Origin of the sequence: Rhodococcus sp. YL-1, assembly GCF_001942025.1 — a bacterium.
In the GTDB taxonomy this organism is placed as follows: domain Bacteria; phylum Actinomycetota; class Actinomycetes; order Mycobacteriales; family Mycobacteriaceae; genus Rhodococcus_F; species Rhodococcus_F qingshengii.
Map to the genome: position 1 here is coordinate 294,985 of NZ_CP017299.1, position 19,058 is coordinate 314,042.

Annotated in this window: 18 protein-coding genes and 1 tRNA gene; 10 read left to right on the forward strand and 9 right to left on the reverse strand. The window is 61.7% G+C overall.

All coding sequences use genetic code 11. The annotated features are described in order from the left end of the window. Window positions 1-126: 126 nt before the first annotated feature. Window positions 127-936, forward strand: a complete 810-nt coding sequence (locus BH682_RS01355; RefSeq protein ID WP_054827093.1) for a glycosyltransferase — start codon at window positions 127-129, stop codon at window positions 934-936. Between the two features lie 68 nt (window positions 937-1,004). Further along, window positions 1,005-2,870 (forward strand): glycosyltransferase, encoded by a 1,866-nt coding sequence (locus tag BH682_RS01360; protein WP_082661403.1) that lies wholly within the window; start codon window positions 1,005-1,007, stop codon window positions 2,868-2,870. A gap of 3 nt (window positions 2,871-2,873) precedes the next feature. Here the strand turns inward: BH682_RS01360 and BH682_RS01365 are convergent, their stop codons facing one another. The 6 genes from BH682_RS01365 to BH682_RS01390 all read right to left on the reverse strand — a co-directional run bounded on the left by BH682_RS01365 (window position 2,874) and on the right by BH682_RS01390 (window position 8,231). Next, window positions 2,874-3,701, reverse strand: a complete 828-nt coding sequence (locus BH682_RS01365) for a TylF/MycF/NovP-related O-methyltransferase (protein ID WP_054827091.1) — start codon at window positions 3,699-3,701, stop codon at window positions 2,874-2,876. Between the two features lie 46 nt (window positions 3,702-3,747). Next, window positions 3,748-4,818, reverse strand: a complete 1,071-nt coding sequence (gene rsgA / locus BH682_RS01370; RefSeq protein ID WP_050655629.1) for a ribosome small subunit-dependent GTPase A — start codon at window positions 4,816-4,818, stop codon at window positions 3,748-3,750. 197 nt (window positions 4,819-5,015) lie between these two features. Next, window positions 5,016-5,912: a galactofuranosyltransferase GlfT1 gene (gene glfT1, locus BH682_RS01375; RefSeq protein WP_058038036.1), complete on the reverse strand. Its 897-nt coding sequence runs from the start codon at window positions 5,910-5,912 to the stop codon at window positions 5,016-5,018. Continuing rightward, entirely contained in the window at window positions 5,909-6,715 is an 807-nt protein-coding gene (wzt, locus tag BH682_RS01380) for a galactan export ABC transporter ATP-binding subunit Wzt/RfbE (RefSeq protein WP_007731776.1), read from the reverse strand. Before wzt ends, glfT1 begins: the two co-directional genes overlap by 4 nt. 9 nt (window positions 6,716-6,724) lie before the next feature. Beyond that, window positions 6,725-7,597, reverse strand: coding sequence for a galactan export ABC transporter permease subunit Wzm/RfbD (wzm, locus tag BH682_RS01385; protein WP_020968137.1), 873 nt, complete (start codon window positions 7,595-7,597; stop codon window positions 6,725-6,727). Between the two features lie 64 nt (window positions 7,598-7,661). Beyond that, entirely contained in the window at window positions 7,662-8,231 is a 570-nt protein-coding gene (locus tag BH682_RS01390; protein WP_003943894.1) for a bacterial proteasome activator family protein, read from the reverse strand. A 132-nt stretch (window positions 8,232-8,363) separates the two neighbouring features. On the opposite strand from BH682_RS01390, the gene BH682_RS01395 reads away from it, so the two are divergent. After that, complete coding sequence (locus BH682_RS01395) at window positions 8,364-9,566, forward strand: cysteine desulfurase-like protein (protein ID WP_007731767.1); 1,203 nt, start codon at window positions 8,364-8,366, stop codon at window positions 9,564-9,566. Window positions 9,567-9,581: 15 nt separating this feature from the next. Here the strand turns inward: BH682_RS01395 and BH682_RS01400 are convergent, their stop codons facing one another. Beyond that, window positions 9,582-10,571, reverse strand: coding sequence for an NAD(P)H-quinone oxidoreductase (locus BH682_RS01400; protein ID WP_075831828.1), 990 nt, complete (start codon window positions 10,569-10,571; stop codon window positions 9,582-9,584). Here BH682_RS01400 and BH682_RS01405 point away from each other — a divergent pair. The 4 genes from BH682_RS01405 (at window position 10,570) to BH682_RS01425 (ending at window position 14,116) form a co-directional block, all read left to right on the forward strand. After that, window positions 10,570-11,808, forward strand: coding sequence for a lactate 2-monooxygenase (locus BH682_RS01405; protein WP_044480920.1), 1,239 nt, complete (start codon window positions 10,570-10,572; stop codon window positions 11,806-11,808). The genes BH682_RS01400 and BH682_RS01405 overlap by 2 nt on opposite strands. Window positions 11,809-11,936: 128 nt before the next feature. Next, window positions 11,937-12,362 carry a MarR family winged helix-turn-helix transcriptional regulator gene (locus BH682_RS01410; protein ID WP_020968140.1) on the forward strand — a complete coding sequence of 142 codons (426 nt, stop codon included), beginning with the start codon at window positions 11,937-11,939 and terminating at the stop codon, window positions 12,360-12,362. Between the two features lie 51 nt (window positions 12,363-12,413). Beyond that, window positions 12,414-12,503, forward strand: a tRNA-Ser gene (locus tag BH682_RS01415). A 1,340-nt stretch (window positions 12,504-13,843) separates the two neighbouring features. After that, window positions 13,844-14,116, forward strand: a complete 273-nt coding sequence (locus BH682_RS01425; RefSeq protein WP_020968145.1) for a hypothetical protein — start codon at window positions 13,844-13,846, stop codon at window positions 14,114-14,116. 751 nt (window positions 14,117-14,867) lie between these two features. On the opposite strand, the gene BH682_RS01435 is transcribed toward BH682_RS01425, so the two are convergent. Together BH682_RS01435 and BH682_RS01440 are read right to left on the reverse strand one after the other, a co-directional pair. Then, a complete protein-coding gene (locus BH682_RS01435) occupies window positions 14,868-15,248 on the reverse strand; it encodes a hypothetical protein (RefSeq protein ID WP_020968146.1) in 381 nt (126 codons plus the stop codon). A gap of 402 nt (window positions 15,249-15,650) precedes the next feature. Beyond that, window positions 15,651-16,145 (reverse strand): DUF1877 family protein, encoded by a 495-nt coding sequence (locus tag BH682_RS01440; protein WP_019746449.1) that lies wholly within the window; start codon window positions 16,143-16,145, stop codon window positions 15,651-15,653. 250 nt (window positions 16,146-16,395) lie between these two features. Between BH682_RS01440 and BH682_RS01445 the strand changes: the two genes are divergently transcribed. The 3 genes from BH682_RS01445 to BH682_RS01455 all read left to right on the forward strand — a co-directional run bounded on the left by BH682_RS01445 (window position 16,396) and on the right by BH682_RS01455 (window position 19,004). Next, entirely contained in the window at window positions 16,396-17,247 is an 852-nt protein-coding gene (locus tag BH682_RS01445) for a glycoside hydrolase family 43 protein (RefSeq protein WP_223304563.1), read from the forward strand. A 590-nt stretch (window positions 17,248-17,837) separates the two neighbouring features. Then, window positions 17,838-18,521, forward strand: a complete 684-nt coding sequence (locus tag BH682_RS01450; protein ID WP_020968149.1) for an MspA family porin — start codon at window positions 17,838-17,840, stop codon at window positions 18,519-18,521. 90 nt (window positions 18,522-18,611) lie between these two features. Then, a complete protein-coding gene (locus BH682_RS01455) occupies window positions 18,612-19,004 on the forward strand; it encodes a hypothetical protein (RefSeq protein ID WP_029254241.1) in 393 nt (130 codons plus the stop codon). Window positions 19,005-19,058 lie beyond the last annotated feature (54 nt).

The following is a 19,058-nucleotide window of genomic DNA, read 5'->3' on the forward strand; positions in this document are numbered from 1 at the left end:
GTCGATGGCTGTTGTTCGGAGCCTGGGTCGTGCTCTTTTTCTCGGAGCCTGGGCTGCGCCTTGTTTCTCGGAGCGTAGTATTCCGACGAGTTCGAACTGCAGTCGGGGAAGTAAGGAGATCGGGACGTGGCGACATCGCGAACGGAACCCGTTCGTGGGGAACCAGCTACGCCGGAACTCTCGGTGATCATCCCCGCATACAACTCAGGCGAGGTGCTGGAGTCGACGGTGCGTCAATTCGCCGAGTACTTCACCAGCCGCCCGGCCGAGAGCGCCGGTCAGGTCGAGATCATCGTCGTGGAGAACGGTTCGACGGACAACACTGCCGACGTGTGTGCTGCTCTGGCAGCTTCCTGGTCTTGGCCTGGAGTGACCTTCCTGCCGATGAGCAGCGACAAAGGGATGGGCGCAGCGCTTCGCGCCGGGACGCTTGCTTCGCGTGGACGACGCGTGTTGCTCACCGCGGACGACCTTCCGTTCGGTTTCGGTGACATCGAAGGCGCCGACCGCGTGATGGCGGATCTAGGGTCCGTCCCGCCGGTCGTCATCGGTTCAAAGGCTCATTCGGACTCAGAGGTGGAACGTGGCTTGCTGCGTTCGGTGATGACGGGTGGATTCGCGACGCTGCGACGGGTGGTGCTGGGTACCCGCACGGGCGATCCCCAGGGAACTTTCATCGTCGACGGTGTCTTGCTACGTCGAATCGCACCCTCGTTGACCGAGCGTGGCTTCCTTTTCACCACCGAATTGGACTACGCGCTCGAATTGGCTGGGGTGCGCCCGGTCGAGGTCCCGATCCGACTCAGCGACGATCATCTGGCGCACGCGAGCCGTATCTCGCCCAAGGACGTGGTCCAGATGGCGAAGGGTCTGTTGTCGCTTCGTCGGCGAAAGACCGAGCTGCGCTCCGCCGCTGCAGTGAGTAATCACGGGTAGACCTGGTGTGACTCGGTGCCCGGGGCGCCGAGGTGCGGATTCGCGATACCCTGCGGGGCGTGGATACCGTGAACACGACCGATGACCAGTCCGATTCCGGAGTCGAGTTGATCGAACGCAGCGCGACGTCGGATCGACTGCTGGCGCAGCGGACGTTGTTCACCGGAACTTCGCCCGTCGCCAGTGACGAACTGTATGCGGTGACCAAGGTCGGTATGTCGACGCGATCGCGGTTCGAGTTGCGGCTTCAGCCGGGCGCGGTCGCGCACACCAATACCTTCTTCGGTCGTTTTCCGGCCAGCTACTGGCAGCGCTGGACCAATGTCACCGAGGTCACCGTCACTGCACATGTCGTGGCCGATACCGCTTGCCGCATCCAGATCCAGGCCTCGGACATCGGTGGCCACCGTCGTATCGTGACGAACGTCGTCGTGACCGGCGACGAGCGAGTGTCCATGACCGCCCCGCTCGATACTTTCGTCGACGGCGGGGCACTGTGGCTGCAGTTCGAAGCGCAGGGTGGCGGCGCAGTGGTCGACGATGTGGAATGGACCGTCGTCTCGCCGGAGTCGATTCGCCCGGTAGCCGTGGCGATCTGCACGTTCAATCGTGCGGACGACTGTGCGCGCACGGTCGAGGCCCTCGCGTCCGACGAGCGTGTACTCGCGTTGCTCGACGCTCTGTACGTCGTCGATCAGGGAACGGATCCGGTAGAGAGCCGTGAGCTGTTCCAGGAAGTGTCGAAGAAGTTCGGTTCGCGGTTGCAATATCTGCGGCAGGCGAATCTGGGTGGTGCCGGCGGATTCACCCGGGGCCTGTACGAGGCTTCGGCGGCCGGGCCGCACGCCGACGTGATCTTGATGGACGACGACATTCTGTGCGAACCCGAATCGGTTCTTCGACTGAGTGCGTTCGCGAACATGACGACGGAGCCGGCGTTGATCGGTGCCCAGATGCTCTTCCTGTTCAACCCCGACTACCTGCTGGCTTCGGGTGAACGCGTGGATCTGGGCACGCTTCAGCGTGGTGTACCGACCGATGAGCACGGTGTTCGTAACCGGAGTGTGCTCGAGAAACTGCCGGAACGTCGCGTGGACGCCGAATACAACGGCTGGTGGTCTTGCCTGATTCCTGCTGAAGCCATCGAGCGGATCGGCTTGCCACTGCCGGTCTTCTTCCAGTGGGACGACGTCGAGTACAGCTTGCGGGCCGGGCGGGCCGGGATTCCCACCATCACGTTGCCGTCGGCTGCTGTGTGGCATGCGGACTTCTATTGGAAGGACGTCGACGGTTTCGCGCACTACTTCAGTACGCGCAACGGACTCATCACCGCTTCGCTCGACCCGGGGTTCGCGCCCAAAACGCTCGCGAAGCAACTCTCTCGCGACATTTCGCATTCGATCGTCGGGTTGCAGTACGGCCTTGCACACACGCAACTCCGGGCGATCGAGGGATTCCTCGAGGGGCCGGAAGGTTTGGCGGACGGTGGGCAGGAGGCGCTTGCCGCGATCAACCAGGAACGTAAGCGCTTCCCCGAGACGGTAACTCGCCCGGCGTCGGAGTTGCCGGGGAGGCTGCCGATCCGTCGCGTTGCGCCCAGCCCGAAACCCGGTTTGTGGACAGACCTCGTTTTGGCGAAACGCGCTGTGATGCAGGCGCGCAATCATCTGGAGCGGGGTCCGGTGGCGATCTCGTACGAAGATGCGCAGTGGTGGCACGTCGGACGTTTCGATCACGTCTTCGTCACCGATGCTTCGCAGGGAGGCGTGCGTGAACGCCGCTTCGACAGCGAGAAGGCCGCCGAGATGAGCGGTCGCCTCGCCGGCGTCATGAAGCGGTTCCTCGCCGAAGCGCCAAGTGTGGCTGAAGCATTCGCTCGTGAGTTCCCGCAGCTCACCAGCCGCGAGAACTGGGCCCGTCTGTACGAAAAGTGAGCCTCAACGCACTATCTTGGCGATGACCTGCTCGTTGTCGACGGTGTACCCGAGATATTCGAACGAGATGCCGGTGCGTGTGACGAACTCCGTCCACGCCCGGTACTCGTGCAGCTGCCACCCGGGATAGTTGAAGAACTCGTCGAAGACGACGATCGACCCGGGTACCAGTCGGTCGCCGAGCAGATCGAGCACGGTCTTGGTGGACGAGTAAAGGTCGGCGTCGAGGTGCAGGAACGCAACGGGGCCGGATTCGTCGTTCAGGAACGAGGGCAAGGTGTCCTCGAAGAGGCCCGGAACAAGTTGCGCTCCAGGCACTTCGGGGATGGATTCCTGAGCGAACTCGCCGACCGGGAACCCGGTGCGCCAGGTCTCCGGAAGGCCGGAGAACACGTCGAAACCTGCGACGGTCCCCTCGCGTTCGGTGAAAGCCTCCGCGACGATCCTGAGTGTGGTTCCGCTGGCGACGCCGAATTCGAGTGCCATGCCGGGTATTTCGATCAAGCCCAATGCGTGGCGCAGCGTGTCGTGCGGGTGGCCGAATGTCTCCGCGACGCGAAGGTGTTCGAGGATGAACTCGGCAGTCGACGCTGTCGCTTCCAGATCCACGGCGTAGGCCAGATCCCGACGCTGGCGAAATTCCAGCTCGTCGATCCTGGACCGGAGGCCCGCGATGTCACCGCGGGCCTCGGCCAGTTCGTCACGTGAGAGTGCCAGCGCGTCGAGGATCTGTTGCGTGCGATCTGCGTTGCGCCGGTCGGCGGCCTCGACCACCTCGGATACCGCACGCTGAAGCTTGGTTCTGGCGCTGGAACGGAACTGCTCGAACATGGCAACCTCTCGTCGGGATCACCCCCATGCTGCCAGGCTTTGTTCGCTACCGGTCCCGACCGCGGTAGTGACTCTTGAGTTGTCGGGAGATCACCTTGATCTCCCGCGTCCTCTCTGCCTGCAGACGAGCATCGCTTCGCGCGGCGTTCCATGCATTCTCTCGCTGTAGTTTCCGGTAGCTCGCGAGCCTCCGCTCATCGATATCGCCACGCCCGAGTGCGCTCAGGACTGCGCATCCCGGCTCGGAGTTGTGTGCGCAATCGGAGAACCGGCACTCTGCAATCAGCTCCTCGATCTCGGGGAACGTCTTCTCGATCCCCTCCGCCGCGTTCCACATGCCGACCCCTCGCAGGCCGGGTGTGTCGATCAGTGTCCGGCCGCCGGAGAATGAGATCAACTCTCTGGTGACGGTGGTGTGGCGTCCCTTTCCGTCACCGGTCCGAACGCGACCGGTCTCGAGTCGATCGGCGTCTGTGGTGTCCGCGAGGAGGGCGTTCGCGAGCGTCGACTTACCGGCGCCTGATGGACCGAGTATCGCCACGGTGCCGTCCAGAACTGCATCGAGTACATCCATTCCTTCGTTGGTCTCGGCACTGACGGCCAGCACTGTTGCGCCGGGCGCAATGGCAGTGACCTCGGCGAGAGTGTCGGAGATATAGTGAGCTGCATCCGATTTGGTGAGTGCGACGACAGGGGTTGCACCACTTTCCCAGGCGAGTGCGAGTAGTCGCTCGATGCGCCCGAGATCGACGTCGCCGTCCGAAGCCGTGGCGATGACGACGGTGTCGACATTGGCCGCCAGAATCTGGCCTTCCGATTTTCCGGATGCCGAGGATCGAACGATGCTGCTTGATCGAGGGAGTATCGAAGTGACCGTGTGCATCTCGGGTTCGCGTGAGTCCCGTAACTCGGCCACGGCGACCCAGTCACCCGTACAGAGTGGATCGCTGCCGCTGAGTGCGCGAACTGTGCCTTCGGCGACGGCCACGTCGCATCGGCCGCGGTCGACGCGAAGAATGCGCCCGGGTGCGGAGTCCGGTGGGGCCAGGTCAGTGAATGTGTTCGAGAGTGTTGCGTTCCAACCGTATTCGGTCAGGGGCGTGCTGTTTTCCGACATGGTGAGTGTGTCCTCGAGTGCGAAGAAGTGTGAATTTTGACGGCGCTGAAACTGCGGAACACGACAGTCATCAATACTCACTCCTCGAAAATCTCAGGACGCACCATGCGTCGGATCAGAATCGTCTCAGCCGCGGTCGCGACTGTGCAACTGATTTAAAAGAGATCGGCTAACTGATTCAACTCAGGCCGACTGACTCAACTCGGGCGTGCGAACTTCTCTTCCCGGCCGAGCTTGCGCAGTCGCATCCACTCGCGCAGTCCGGCCGGATCGCGGCGGGTGATCAGGAAGTACCAGCCGAACCGAACCCATTCCTGCGGAAGCAGTTTCCGCATTCCCGGTTGGGAGAGGATGTATCCACGGTTGCGGTACGTGAAGTAGCGCTTCGCGTCGTTGTCGGGGTACTGCGTGTGCATGCGTCCGCCGAGGATCGGCTTGAACTCGTCCGCGCCGTTGGGGTGGACGTAGGCAGTTTGCAGGCAGGTACCGAACTTCAGGCCGGAGCGCACGAGGCGACGGTGTACCTCGACCTCGTCGCCGCGGACGAACAGGCGTAGATCCGGAACTCCGACGGCATCGATCGCGTCGGCGGTGAACAGTGCGCCGTTGAAGAGGGACGCGATACCGGGCAGGAGATCCTCGTCGCCGAGCTCGGAACGCAACCGGCGCCACGACGTGCCGCGGCGAAGTGGGAAAGCGAGTCGGTCGGGGTCGTCGATGTCGCAGACGACGGGGGAGACCTCGGCCAGGTCGTTCCGAATTGCACAGTCGAGCAGTGTTTCCAGGACCTCAGGCCCCTCCGGGCGGCCGTCGTCGTCGGCGAGCCAGACGCGGTCGGCGCCGAGTGAAAGCGCGTAGAGAATGCCAAGAGCAAATCCTCCGGCACCGCCGAGGTTGTGCTGAGAACCGATGTAACTGGTCGGCAGTGGAGCGTTGTCGACGAGCTCTTTCACATCGGCTTCGTCGGCATTGTCGACGACAACCAGATGATCGAGCGGACGCGACTGGGTGCTGAGAACCTTCAAGGATTCGGCCAGCAGTTCACGACGCTTGTGAGTGACGACGACCCCGATGATTTTCTCGGGTGCGCTCACGGGGTGTTCTCCCGTTCCATTTCTTTGATCACGTGGCGCACATGTTCGGCGGCGTCGTCACCTTCGTAGGCGCGTACGACGTCTTCGATGTCGCCTTGCATGCGGATCTGGCCGTGGTCGATCCACATCGCACTGTTGCACAGCTGAGCGAGGAATTCGTTGGAGTGGCTGGCGAATACCAGGATGCCGGAGCGTTCCACCAGCTTCTGCAGCCGGATGCGGGCCTTCTTCATGAATTCCGCGTCGACGGCACCGATGCCCTCGTCGAGAAGCAAGATCTCGGGATCGATACTGGTCACGACGCCCATGGCAACGCGAACGCGCATACCGGTGGAGTAGGTACGCAGTGGCATGGAGAGGTATTCACCGAGTTCGGTGAATTCGGCGATCTCGTCCATCTTCGCGAGCATCTGCTTGCGGGTCTGACCAAGGAACAGGCCGCGGATGATGATGTTCTCGTACCCGGAGATTTCCGGGTCCATGCCGACACCGAGGTCGAAGACGGGTGCGACGCGTCCGCGAATGCTGGCGGATCCCCGGGTCGGTTCGTAGATTCCGGAGAGCAGGCGCAGCAGGGTGGATTTGCCGGCGCCGTTGTGGCCGACGAGCCCGATGCGGTCGCCTTCCTTGAGCGTCATCGTGATGTCGCGGAGCGCTTCGACGACGACGACATCGGAGTCGTTGCGGCCGATGGATCCTCCGGCCTTGCCGAGGAAGGCCTTCTTGAGCGAGCGGGATTTCGCGTCGAAGATCGGGAAGTCGACGCACGCGTTCTGCGTGTGGATGCTGACTGGCTGACTCATGTGTTTCCTCTAGACCCAGTAGGGCACGCGTGCCCGGTACTTGCGGAGTGCCAGAATCGCGACGGCCCAGCCGACGACGGTGAAGGCGATGACGATGTACCAGTGGTATGCCTGCTGGTCGGCCCCGATGAGTGGTGCTCGGATGATCTCGAGGTAGTGGTACAGCGGGTTGAGCTCGGCGAGTCGCACGCGCCCTGCGGCTTCTGGACTTTGATCCTTGAGAGCCTGCGTCGTCCACATGATCGGCGTCAGCACGAACAGCAGCAGGGTGAGGCTGCCGAGGATGGGGGCGATGTCGCGGTACCGGGTGGAGAAGATACCGAAGACGATCGAGACCCACAGCGTGTTCGCGACGATCAGCACGAATGCCGGTATTGCCGCGAGCGCCGTCCAGCTCATGTTCTGCCAGATACTGAACGCGAACAGAAGAACTATGTAGATCGCGAAGTTGTGCGCGAAGAACAGCACCTGACGCCAAACCAGGCGATATACGTGCACACTCAACGCCGACGGCAACTGCTTGATCAGGCCCTCGTTGGCGATGAAGACCTCGGAACCTTCGAGAATGCTTGCACTGATCAGGTTCCACACGATCAGCCCGACCGTGACGTACGGCAGGAACTCCTTGAGCGGAATGTTCAGCAACGCGGAGTACAGAAGACCCATCGCGGCGGCCTGAACGCCGGTGGCGATCGTGATCCAGAACGGACCGATCACCGACCGGCGGTAGCGCTGTTTGATGTCCTGCCAGCCGAGGCTGAGCCACAACTCACGCTGATTCAGACCGTCGCGAAGGTCTTTGAACGCACGACGGAACGTCTGGGAGTCGGACACGGGCGCGGGTGCGCCCGGCGTCTCGGATTCGATTGCGGATGCTGACACGGAGGTCGAGCCTACCGGCCTGGCGTCGGAGCCGGTTTTCCCGCGGACTTCGTGGTGGTCCGAGTTACAGATACTGGCCGGTTCCTGGGCTCTGTTGGTCCGGATGGGCAGGCGAATGCGGAGCCCCGATGCTCATGCCGGGAGGCAGTGCGCCCTGACGCATCTGTTCGAGCTGAGCGCGCGCTGCCATCTGCTGCGCGAACAGTGCGGTCTGAATTCCGTGAAACAGTCCTTCGAGCCAGCCGACGAGTTGGGCCTGCGCGATTCGCAGTTCGGCGTCCGAGGGAATGGAGTCGTCGGTGAACGGGAGGCTCAGTCGCTCGAGTTCTTCACGGAGTTCGGGTGCCAGGCCTTGTTCCAGTTCTCGGATGGACGAGGTGTGGATGTCCTTGAGGCGCTTGCGGCTGGCGTCGTCGAGCGGCGCGGCGCGCACTTCTTCCAACAGTTGTTTGATCATCGTGCCGATTCTCATGACCTTCGCCGGCTGCTCGACCATCTCGGCGACGGACTCGGCTTCGGATTCCGCGCCTTCGGTGGTGCCAGATGTGGAGGCCTCTGCCTCGGCCGCCGGCATCGCGACGGGTCGACCGTCGGGTCCGATAACGAGTACCTGCTCTTTGTCGGGGTTCGTCATGCTTCCATCTTGTCGTGTGTGGGCGACAAACGCCGCGTAACCCCCAAAAAGTTAGCTACCGAATAACTGTACTGACGGGTAATTGGGTGACTGCCTTCGACTAAGCGGGCGTCTGCACCTAGAGTGTCGAGCATGGCTTACGACGTTGCCCGCGTACGGGGGTTGATTCCCTCACTCGGTGACGGCTGGATCCACCTCGATCCGCAGGCCGGAATGCAGATCCCGGACGCCGTCTCGCGGACGGTCTCCACCGCGTTCCGTGCCTCTGCATCTTCTTCCTCCGGTCGCCACGTCTCGAACCGTCGTAGTGCTGCCATTCTCGAGAGTGCGCGCACCGCGGTCGCGGATCTGGTCGGCGGAGATCCTGCGGGAGTCGTTCTCGGATCAGACCGAGCGGTGTTGTTGGCTTGGCTCGCCGAGTCGCTCAGTTCGCGGTTGGGCCTCGGAACCGGTCTCGTACTCTCGCGCCTCGACGAAGAGGCGAACGTCGCGCCCTGGCTTCGTGTGGCCAGTCGCTACGGCGCTCAGGTGCGATGGGCAGAGGTCGAAATCGAAACGTGTGAGCTCCCGAGTTGGCAGTTCAACGATCTCATCACCTCGACCACTCGCTTGGTGGCCTTGACGGCCGCATCGCCGGTCGTCGGTTCGGCTCCGAACGTCCGTGCCGCAGCTGATCGTCTGCACGAATTCGGCGGACTGATGGTGGTCGACGCCGTCGGTGCAGCGCCATATGCGCATGTGGACATGGCTGATCTCGGGGCGGACATCGTTGCCGTCAGCGCGCCGTCGTGGGGCGGTCCACAGGTGGGCGCACTCGTCTTCCGCGATCCCGGACTGCTCGACCGGATTCCGGCCGTGTCGCTCAACCCGTACGCGCGTGGCGCCGAGCGACTCGAGGTGGGCGGTCATCAGTTCGCGCTGCTGTCCGGTCTCACGTCGTCGATCGATTTCCTGGCGGGCTTGGACGAATCGGCAACGGGAACCAGGCGTGAGCGCCTCGAAACCTCGATCAGCTCGCTGCAGGACTACCAGGACGGTCTGTTCGATCACCTCATGCGTTCTCTCGCAGCCCTGCCCAACGTGATGGTGATCGGCGGCGCACCCACGCGGGTGCCGACGCTCAGCTTCACACTCGAGGGGATGGCGGCAGACAAGGTCGCGGCGCACCTGGCCGACAAGCGCATCGCGACGGTCAGCGGTACGCATGGTGGTTCCAGGCTGCTCGACGCCCTCGGTGTCAACGACGAAGGCGGCGCGGTCACCGTCGGCCTTGCGCCGTATACGACGCGGTACGAGATCAATCAGCTGGTCGCCGAACTCGGCGCCCTGGGCTGATCGATCCCGCTCGGCTCACTTCACGGTGAGGATGACCTTGCCTACGGTTTCCGACGAATCCAGCAACTGATGGGCTAATGGCGCCTCGGTGATCGGAAGTTCGGTCGACACGATCGGTTGAACCGATCCATCGGCGATCAACGGCCACAACTTCGCACGGACGTCGGCGACGATGTCCGCTTTACCGCCTGGGCCGGTGAGCGGACGCCCGCGCAGGCCCGTCGACGTGATGTTTCCGCGCTTTCCCATCAGCTTGGCGATGTCGACTTCGCCCTTGCGGCCACCCTGCATTCCGATGATCACGACGTGGCCGTCCATGGCGAGTGCGTCGACGTTGCGCCCGAGGTACGACGCTCCCATGTTGTCCAGAACCACATCGGCGCCGTGGTTGTCGGTGGCTTCGGCGAGTGATGCTACGAAGTCGCTGTCGCGATAGTTGATGAGAATATCCGCGCCCAATTCGCGGCAGCGGTTCAATTTGTCCTCCGAACCCGCGGTAACTGCGACGCGGGCGCCGAGGGCTTTGCCGACCTGGATGGCGTGGGTGCCGATTCCGCCGCCACCGCCATGGACGAGTAGTACCTGTCCGCGTCGTAGGCCGCCGCGCATCACGACGTTCGACCACACCGTGCACGCAACTTCCGGCAGAGACGCTGCGACACGGAGATCGACGCCCGCGGGAACCGGGAGAAGTTGTGTTGCCGGGACCGCGACCTTCTCGGCGTAACCGCCGCCGGCCAGCAGTGCGCAGACTTCGTCGCCGACGGACCAACCCGTGACGTCTTCGCCGAGTTCGGTGATCACACCCGAGCATTCGAGGCCGAGAATGTCACTCGCGCCGGGCGGCGGCGGGTAGAAGCCTTGACGTTGGAGCAGGTCGGCGCGGTTGACCGCGGTTGCGGCGACCTCGACGAGTACGTGCCCGCGAGGTAGTTCAGGATCGGGCTGCTGCGCCCATTTCATGACCTCGGGACCGCCGGGCTGATCGATCGTTATGGCGTACATGGATACGACGCTAGCGAATCTCCCCGCTGACGGGTGTTTTGCCGCTACCGTCGCGGACGTGACTTACTTCGGGAACATGCAGAACGAGATTTATCTGACGGGACTGAGCGGCGCGAAGCCGGCTTTGCCGATGACTGCGGCAGGCTTGGAAGATGCCGCGCGCGAGCAACTCTCACCGGAGGCCTTCGGGTACATCGCCGGTAGCGCGTCGACCGAACGAACCGCGGTGTCGAATCTGCGGGCGTTCGACAAGCATGCGATCGTGCCGCGGATGTTGCGGGGGACTGCGGCGCCCGACGCGCGTGATCTGAGCGTCGAGGTGTTGGGGACGCGGTTGGCTGCACCGATCCTGACGGCTCCGGTGGGCGTGCTCGGCTTGGTCCACGACGACGCCGAGGTTGCGGTCGGTTCGGTCACTGCCGAGTTGGGGATCGGATCGATTCTCTCGACGGCGGCATCCTCGACCATCGAAGACGTAGCGGCGGCCTCCGGCGAGAACTGGTGGTACCAGCTGTACTGGCCGGCCGACGACGAACTTGCGGAGTCGTTTGTCCGCCGAGCGGAGACGGCGGGCGCGAAGGCTATCGTCCTGACTGCCGACACTCCCGGTATGGGTTGGCGTCCAAGGGATCTCGAGCTCGGCCACCTTCCGTTCCTGCAGGCGAAGGGTATTGCCAACTATCTGTCGGATCCGGTGTTCCGCGCCAAACTGGCGACGCCGCCCGAGGAGAGCGCAGAAGCGCTGCAGATCGCGGTTCTCACGTGGGTGTCGTTGTTCGGTAACCATGCGGTGCGGATCGCGGATATCGCGAAACTTCGCCAGTGGACGACACTTCCGATCGCAGTGAAGGGAATTGTCCATCCCGACGACGCACGTGAGGCCGTCGCGGCCGGCGCCAACGGCATTGTGGTGAGCAACCATGGTGGGCGTCAGGTCGACGGGTCGATTTCGGCACTCGACGCTCTCGGTCCCGTCGCTGATGCGGTGGGGCATGAGGTGGACATCCTGATGGACTCCGGAATTCGTTGTGGCGCAGACGTAATCAAGGCTCTGGCCTTGGGTGCCGACGCAGTGCTGTACGGGCGGCCGTGGGTGTACGGGTTGGGATTGGCCGGAGCGGACGGAGTGCGTCATGCATTGCGCAGTCTCCTGGCCGACCTGGATCTCACTATGGGACTGGCGGGGCTGGCATCGGTTGCCGAAATCGACCGTTCGATCCTGATGTCCAATTCGTGACTTTAGGGTGAGTCTTACTGTGACGGGCGGACACAGGTCTAAACTTGGAACCTGTGACAGCTGAAGCGACAACCGAGGAGACATCGCAGGCGGCGCACGGTGAGACACCGTGGCTGACGCCATGCGAGATGCGTGCATGGCGCGGCTACATGGACGGTAATCAGCGCCTCATGGAGGTTCTCAACCGCGAACTGCAGGATTCACACGACCTGTCGTTGGCCGATTACCGCATTTTGGTCATGCTCTCGGAGTCAGCTGACGGGTCGTTGCGGATGAGTGACCTGGCAGACGGCGTGCTGTCTTCGCGGAGTCGCCTCACGCACCAGATCAGGCGGATGGAATCTCAGGGCATCGTCGTGCGAGACACCTGCGTCGAAGATGGTCGCGGCGTGCTCGCGCGGATCACGGAAGAGGGTAGGCGTCGCCTCGCCGAGGCAGCGCCTACTCACGTGGCCGGGGTGCGGAACAATCTGGTCGATCTGCTGACTCCCCAGGAACTGGACGTGCTGGCAGACGTCTTCGAGAAGGTCGACAAAGCCATCGGCGAGCGCTGACTTCTGGAGCCGTTTTCGCGGTCCGTGGGAACACCCGATAGGATCGCCCACGGAAGCGTGGCAGAGCGGCCGAATGCACTCGCCTTGAAAGCGAGCGTGGCGTTAAACCCACCGGGGGTTCAAATCCCTCCGCTTCCGCCAAATGTTCGTTGTTCAAACCCAGCCCGCGCGAAAGCGTGGGCTGGGTTTTTTCGTGCCCTACGAAGCGCAGGAGCGTCGAGGAGTCGGATGTGTAGCAATCTTTGCCGCCCTGGGGTCGCCGGGTGAAGCAATGGCTTCGCCACTTCGGTGCTACGTCCGATGTTGCGGCAATCTGCCGGTTCTCGTTGTGCTGTGGTGAACGATCAGCCATTGCGGCGCTCGGCGACGAGAGTTCCAGGTGATCGCATCGTGCGGCTGGTGGTCAATTCGATTCCCTCCTTGGCTAGATGGGCTCGTGGTTTACGCGGCCTCCTTGCGCTTGGTGTCCGAATGAGCTGCGCGCCACCAATTAACTGTTGACCGTTCAATAAGTTTGCGTGGCCATATCGCCAGAGACCACGTTGCATTCAATCTGCTGAAATGCTCCGGATCGTGCCTTGTTTGCACGTTTGCTCGACTGTCACCAATGGGCGGATGGTCCAAGTTTGGTGACCAGTCGGGGCCCCAAACCCACTGTCAGTCCACGTCAACAAGCTGCGAACCAGCTTGCCGAAGCGCACGGGGACGTGCCTGCCGGTTTCACCGGCAATGTGCCGATCCCGCCAGATCCGAACGAGCCCGACGACCGATCGTTCCCGCAAAAAGTATGGGACACCGCGTGGGGTGTCGGGGAAAGTGCCGTCGACACAACAGTCGATAGCGTCGGAACGCTCGGAGACGCGTGGCGAAACTTCCTCGTAGTCCCCGTGCACGATGCCGCCGTCGATCCGTTCGGCTTCAATCGCGGCCAACGAGCACAGCCTTCACCCGAGCATTCTCCGGCTGAGATCGCTGCCGCAGCAGCAAATATCGTCTCCCTCATTTCCGATCGTAGGCACAGGAGGCAAAGTCGGCGGAGCTGCCGTGCAAGAAGCGGTGGAGGCTGTTCTGCGGCGCGGCGGAACCGCCGCAGACGCCGAAGCCGCAGGTCGCAGGGCAGCCGCCACCGCCGGTGAGGCCGGGAATAGAGCCCCTAGCGATCCGACTATTCCCGTCGGAGACAGACCGGCCTCGACGCCTGTGGGTGGGCGCGGAGATCGCGAAATAAATGTAAAGCCCGGAACCAATCGTCCTGGAATAGTCAACGGTCGTGAATATACGGGGCATGCGTTCGACCGAATGCAAGAGCGCGGCATACTTCCATCCCTGGTTGAACAGGCCATTCGTGAAGGGTTGGCGACCCCGAGCAGAGGAAACACGACCGTGATCTATGATTCGATAAACAACCTATCAGTTATCATCAATGAAACGGGCAGAGTTGTGGCCACCTCATTTGGCAATTTATCGGGAAAGTGAAAAACATGACGGATCAATCAATTTACCGCCTGGAAGCTGAGCAGGTTAATCGTGATTATTGTGACGGAAAAATATCCCTGCATGCGCTAGTTGAAATATTCGAGAGGTACGTCAGAGAACGTGAATCGGAGCGTGCATCAGATTCCGAAACCCTGAGGGGGGCCTGGGGTCAAATTGAAATAATGAATGCAATTAACCAGGATGATCCTTCGAATTCGAGCAAAAATGAGTCGGAGGTGCGAGAAGTTATTCAAGAATTCTTGGACTTGCTTCCGTAGTCTCTTTTCTCGGTCCAGGGGCGACTAATCAAGGCAGGCTTTGACTCACTTGCGCGACCAGTGTCATGTCAAGTGACACTGGCCAGCAGTTGCTTATTGTGATGCGGGAGCAGATTAGGATTCGCAGGCTGACGGTTCAGACGTCTTCGCCTTCGAGGGCGGCCATCCATTTGCCCTGATCACCGATCACGACTACCTCGCCTACCGCATCCCAGTGGAACACGACCACATCCTGATGATTCCAGGTAAAACCGACTACCTGTACAGCAGCGCAGGCGTCCGTATGCCTGCCTGGCGTGTCACCTTGTCTTCGGAACAGAAGAAGTTACTTTCAGTATTCGAAAGCGCTCGTGACGTCGTCTCAGACGAACTGGACGTAATGGAGCAGAGCGACCGGCACGGCAACGCCGCCTAAGTCTGCAGCTCATCCCACTTTTCGAGGATCCGTCTCGTCTGGACAGTTAAGTTTGAATGCCATCCACTTGCCTCCGTCAAAATGATTTTCATTTTCAATAAAAGAGGTGCGCCGAGTCCACCTCATTCGTTCGCCTCAGGGGTCGGTTGTGGATGCGTTATTACGCAGCGGCACAGGGAATTCCCGCACGCATCGGTGCCCGATTGCAGTCCTCGCAAAAGTCGTCCGGGATAACGTCGCCTGTTCAACACTCGGCGACGAACGTGGCCACGGGAAACGAAAAATACTCCGCCCCGCCACAGGAAGAGCGAAGCATCAATTCGACGGCGGAGGGTATTACCAGTTCTGAATGAAGAAGAACTGCTGTGAACCCCTCGCCGGGTTGAGTACGCCGAGAGAAATTTCTCCACCACGGGAGGCTGCTTCGTTGGCGAACTGGTCGAGACGTCCCCAGACGACGTTGGGGCCGCTCTCGAAGCGCGATCCTGGTGCGAGGCGCACGCCGATCTGGGTGGAGTTAGTGATGCTTTCGATCGCAGCGCCGGCATTGAGCTGGCCGAACAATGCCGTCTCACCCTGGTTCAGCTGCACGCCGATGCGCCCGTTGTCGGCGATCGGAGTAACAGCTGATGCTGCGCCCGCGCCACTGAGTGCGATGGCTGCGATACCGGCAGGTATCAATGCGGCCGCGGTAATCATCCTGCGTAGGTGCGTCATTCGGCTTCTCCCTCGTCGGTGGCCCACTCGAGTTGGCGCCTCCACGGGCCACTTTGTCTGATTCTTCCGGTAACAGTCAACGACATGTTGCAAACAATGAGCAATCCATTGGGTTGGTTTGAGATGCAGCTCACTACTGGAAATCCGTTGAAGAATAAACTGTTTCAGTGAAATTGCTGGTCAAGATCGTGAATGCCAGAGAAGCGCCCGGGCCGTCGTTACGTTTCCGTTACTGGTCAGTCTGGCTGCGAGAAGGACACGCACTCGGTCACCCAGAAACGCTGCGGCACAGGAATTGTCAGAGCAAGAACCCGCGCAGAGGGTCCTCCGCAGTTGAGCGCCACTGTCAAGCGGTCTTTCCTTCTTCGAGGGCGCGCTGCTTCGGCAGTGGGCTCTCGACTGTCAGAACCGCACGGTGAATACCACGTGGCGACGCTCTCGGGCCGCGCGCTGGAAAAAGTCCGCCACTTCCTGAAGCCAGCCCCAGGCGTACCCGCGCTCGTCGGAGCCGTACTCCGGGTTGCGGTCGTCGAGCGGCATCGCGTCGTAGCGCACGCCGAACTCGGATTCGGTGATTTCCGCCAGGTACGAGGAGACTTCGGCGACCCGATCGGGTGCCAGGTAGGTGACGAGTTGGTCGTCGGTGTCGGTGTTGAGGTCTTCGTCCCCCAGGATCACGCCGTAGGCCGGCCAGTTCTCGGACACGCGCTCGTACCCCGTGCTGGAGAGGGCGCACAGGATCGGATCCCACGCCTTGTCCGTGTCGCACGAGAACTCGGATCGGCCCGTCTCCTCGATGTCCTCGACCACAGCGCCGAGTTTGTCGTCGTCGCCGCGCGCGTCCAGAAGTTCCGCTGCCACGCTGTCTGACAGCGCGAAATGCACCCCAAGTTCCATGGCGTGATGCTAACGGCCGACCTGCCGCCGTCCCGCCGTCACTACAAGACGAATCGACTTAGGTAACGATCCTGCTCTGCCTCCGACCGAAGTTACCCATGGTGGGCCTGCTGTCATACATACTTCATCGGTGATTCCGACAAAACGGACCGGCCTTTCTGTTGTATCGCTGGTGATCCTCGTCGTCGCGGGGTTGCTGGTCGCAGCCCCTGCCAGCAGCGCCGCGCCGCCGCCTGACTGGAAATACACAATGGTGGCGTTCAGCAATGCCAGCGACCGCGACATGGATGTCTACGAGTCGGCCGACGGCACCGGCTTTCAGCTCGTCCAGCAGTCGGCGTACAGGCCGCCATCTGGGCTCGTGCGTGATCCGAGCATCTTCCGGAACACGGACGGGGTGTACTACCTCACCTACACGACGGGTGGTGGGGCGAACATCGGGTTCGCACGCAGCAGCGACCGCATCAACTGGACGCCGCTGGGGAACTATCCGGTTCCGTTTTGCTGCGCCTTGTTGCCCGGTACGGGAGATGGCACCGGTTCTGCGAGCCCCCCGGGCTTCTCGGGTTCGGCTGGTTTCAGCGACGGACCGTCGCTGTCACCATTCGTCACCAAGGCCTGGGCGCCTGAATGGTTTGTGGACGGCGATCGCGTCAACGTCATCCTGTCGATGTCGACCGGTGGAGGATTTGTGCCGTATCTGATGACGGCGTTGGAACCGTCGCTCCGGTTGTGGAGCCCGCCTGTTCCGCTCGCCGGGATCGGTGCGGACCACATCGACACCACCGTGGTCAAAGTCGGATCGACCTATCATGCGTTCACCAAGAACGAGACGAAGAAGGTCGTCGAGCATGCGGTCGCTCCTTCGGTGACGGGACCTTATTCGTTTGTCCCGCCCGGGAATTGGGGTTCGCTTGTCGAAGGTCCGGCCGTGGTTCAGTTGCCGAGCGGCGACTGGCGGATCTATCTCGACGCCTATACCGAAGGAAAGTATCTCTACTCCGACAGCACGGACGGGCTGAACACCTGGTCTCCTGTGCAAGAGGTTCCTGGGGTGTCCGGGACTGCTCGGCATCTCGGCATCATGAGAGAACCGGCATAACGTTCGACCCTGAGTTGGTAGGGCTCTGATCAAGGACTCCGGTCTTGGTCAGGGCCTTTTCTCGTACTTGCGTACTACTTGTGTGCGTCGCCTGCGCGAATCAGTGATTGACAAGCTAACGATGCGATGCCGTTGGGTCCGACGAGTTCGCGCCGACCACGAAGTGAGTATCTCCGCGTGAGCTGTGCAGAGTTGCGCTCCCAGGCCCCGTTCGGGCGCCGTACTACACGATTGATTGCCAAGTAATGCCTGTTGGTTTCATATTCAAGTACGCGCACTGGCTTGATGCCCGCACTTTCGGTCTTCAACTGCTCTGAGGCCCGCGAAATGCGGATTCAATTCGATTTGCCGCACTGTTTCTGAGGGATCTTGTCGTCCGTAAACGGTGACCTTGCTCATAGTGGGACTTAGGTCCTTTTCGCTGCTGATAAGCCTGTCGATATATATCTGTTACCGAAAGTTCACCCTAAATCCAAGATGTGGGAGATGGCGCACTGGCGGGCAAACAGGACGATTGGTACCGTCCGGTAACTAATTCAGTTAGTTGTCGGCTACCGCTCTGGTTGCTGTGTCACGTGGAGGAGCAGTTCATGTCGATCGAATCGCAAAACGGCGTATCCCATCGTCGATCGAGGGCCGCGGTAGGGCTCGCGGCGTGTGCGGTTGCCGCGCTGTCGTCGGGTGTGGTCTTCGCAGGGAGCGCATCGGCAACGCCGACGGCGTTGGCGGACAAATTCGCGAGCACGGTCACCGATGACGGCTGGTCGTTGGATCTTGCCGCCACGAAACTGTCGGCGAACCCGGTGCCGAATCTGGCGACGACGGCGTTCACCCGTGAGGGGTTCGTGTCGGCGAAGGTGACCGGCACGATCGGTGGTGCGGGTGATTCGGCGGTGAAGACCGGTTATGTCGAGCAGGGGTTGCAGATCGGCTGCCAGATCGATGTTTCCTCCGGACTTGGCTTGGGGCTTGGCTTTTCGCTCGGTCCGTCTGTCGGTGTGAGTATTTCGGGTGTCCCGTCGGCGAACGTGGGTGTGAATGCGTCGGTGAATCCGAGTATTCAGTCGACGATTGCGCCGGGCACGATCACGACGATTCCGTTGGGGAAGAAGGATCTCGAGTCGTCGAAGGCGTCGATCACCGCGGAGAACGTGCACGTGAAGGTTGATGCGTGCATGGGGCCGGTGACGATCCGCTCGTACGCACAACTCTCGGTGTCGACGGCGACGTCCGACAACACGTTGTTCGTGTACTCCGATCCCACCTGGCTCTAACCCACGCAGACTTCGCCGGCGCTGCTGGCGACTATTCCTGATCCGTCCCGTCCCTGGGTGGTTACTCATCACGCTCACAAAGGAGAAATCATGAAGATTCGTACCTTGGCCACTGCCGGAACCCTCACCGCAGGTATCGCCCTGATCGGTGTTCTCGGCGCCGGCGTGGCATCTGCTGCAACTCCGATCGTGCAACCGGAACATGGCCGGATCGGTCTGTCGCTCTCGAATGCGGAAACCGCGGCATTGGCGGCGAGCCCGATTCCTGATGCGATTGCGAACATCGTTCCAGGTTCGCTGAGGGGGGTCTGGTTGGCGCCTGGTTCCGCGATAACTGTTACCGATGGCAAGGTCGACGCCCTCGAAGGAGCTGTGCTCGGTGAAGCAGCCGCGCGTGGTGGGCATGCCAATGTCTTTGTCTCCGACCCGAATCACCCCGCCAGTGAGGGGCACATAGTGCTGACGGAGCAGTACTGGAACTGATACCAGGCCGAACGTCGGCGACCCGTTGTCCCCGCTCTCCCTTCCTATTTGGAG

What these genes read in the sequence shown, in the direction of transcription:
- BH682_RS01365 (WP_054827091.1), bottom strand. Translation starts at nt 3,701, where the DNA reads ATGTTCGAGCAGTTCCGTTCCAGCGCCAGAACCAAGCTTCAGCGTGCG.
- BH682_RS01400 (WP_075831828.1), bottom strand. Translation starts at nt 10,571, where the DNA reads ATGTACGCCATAACGATCGATCAGCCCGGCGGTCCCGAGGTCATGAAA.
- BH682_RS01445 (WP_223304563.1), top strand. Translation starts at nt 16,396, where the DNA reads ATGGTGGCGTTCAGCAATGCCAGCGACCGCGACATGGATGTCTACGAG.
- BH682_RS01395 (WP_007731767.1), top strand. Translation starts at nt 8,364, where the DNA reads ATGGCTTACGACGTTGCCCGCGTACGGGGGTTGATTCCCTCACTCGGT.
- BH682_RS01410 (WP_020968140.1), top strand. Translation starts at nt 11,937, where the DNA reads ATGCGTGCATGGCGCGGCTACATGGACGGTAATCAGCGCCTCATGGAG.
- BH682_RS01435 (WP_020968146.1), bottom strand. Translation starts at nt 15,248, where the DNA reads ATGACGCACCTACGCAGGATGATTACCGCGGCCGCATTGATACCTGCC.
- rsgA (WP_050655629.1), bottom strand. Translation starts at nt 4,818, where the DNA reads ATGTCGGAAAACAGCACGCCCCTGACCGAATACGGTTGGAACGCAACA.
- BH682_RS01425 (WP_020968145.1), top strand. Translation starts at nt 13,844, where the DNA reads ATGACGGATCAATCAATTTACCGCCTGGAAGCTGAGCAGGTTAATCGT.
- wzt (WP_007731776.1), bottom strand. Translation starts at nt 6,715, where the DNA reads ATGAGTCAGCCAGTCAGCATCCACACGCAGAACGCGTGCGTCGACTTC.
- BH682_RS01405 (WP_044480920.1), top strand. Translation starts at nt 10,570, where the DNA reads ATGGATACGACGCTAGCGAATCTCCCCGCTGACGGGTGTTTTGCCGCT.
- BH682_RS01450 (WP_020968149.1), top strand. Translation starts at nt 17,838, where the DNA reads ATGTCGATCGAATCGCAAAACGGCGTATCCCATCGTCGATCGAGGGCC.
- BH682_RS01455 (WP_029254241.1), top strand. Translation starts at nt 18,612, where the DNA reads ATGAAGATTCGTACCTTGGCCACTGCCGGAACCCTCACCGCAGGTATC.
- BH682_RS01440 (WP_019746449.1), bottom strand. Translation starts at nt 16,145, where the DNA reads ATGGAACTTGGGGTGCATTTCGCGCTGTCAGACAGCGTGGCAGCGGAA.
- BH682_RS01390 (WP_003943894.1), bottom strand. Translation starts at nt 8,231, where the DNA reads ATGACGAACCCCGACAAAGAGCAGGTACTCGTTATCGGACCCGACGGT.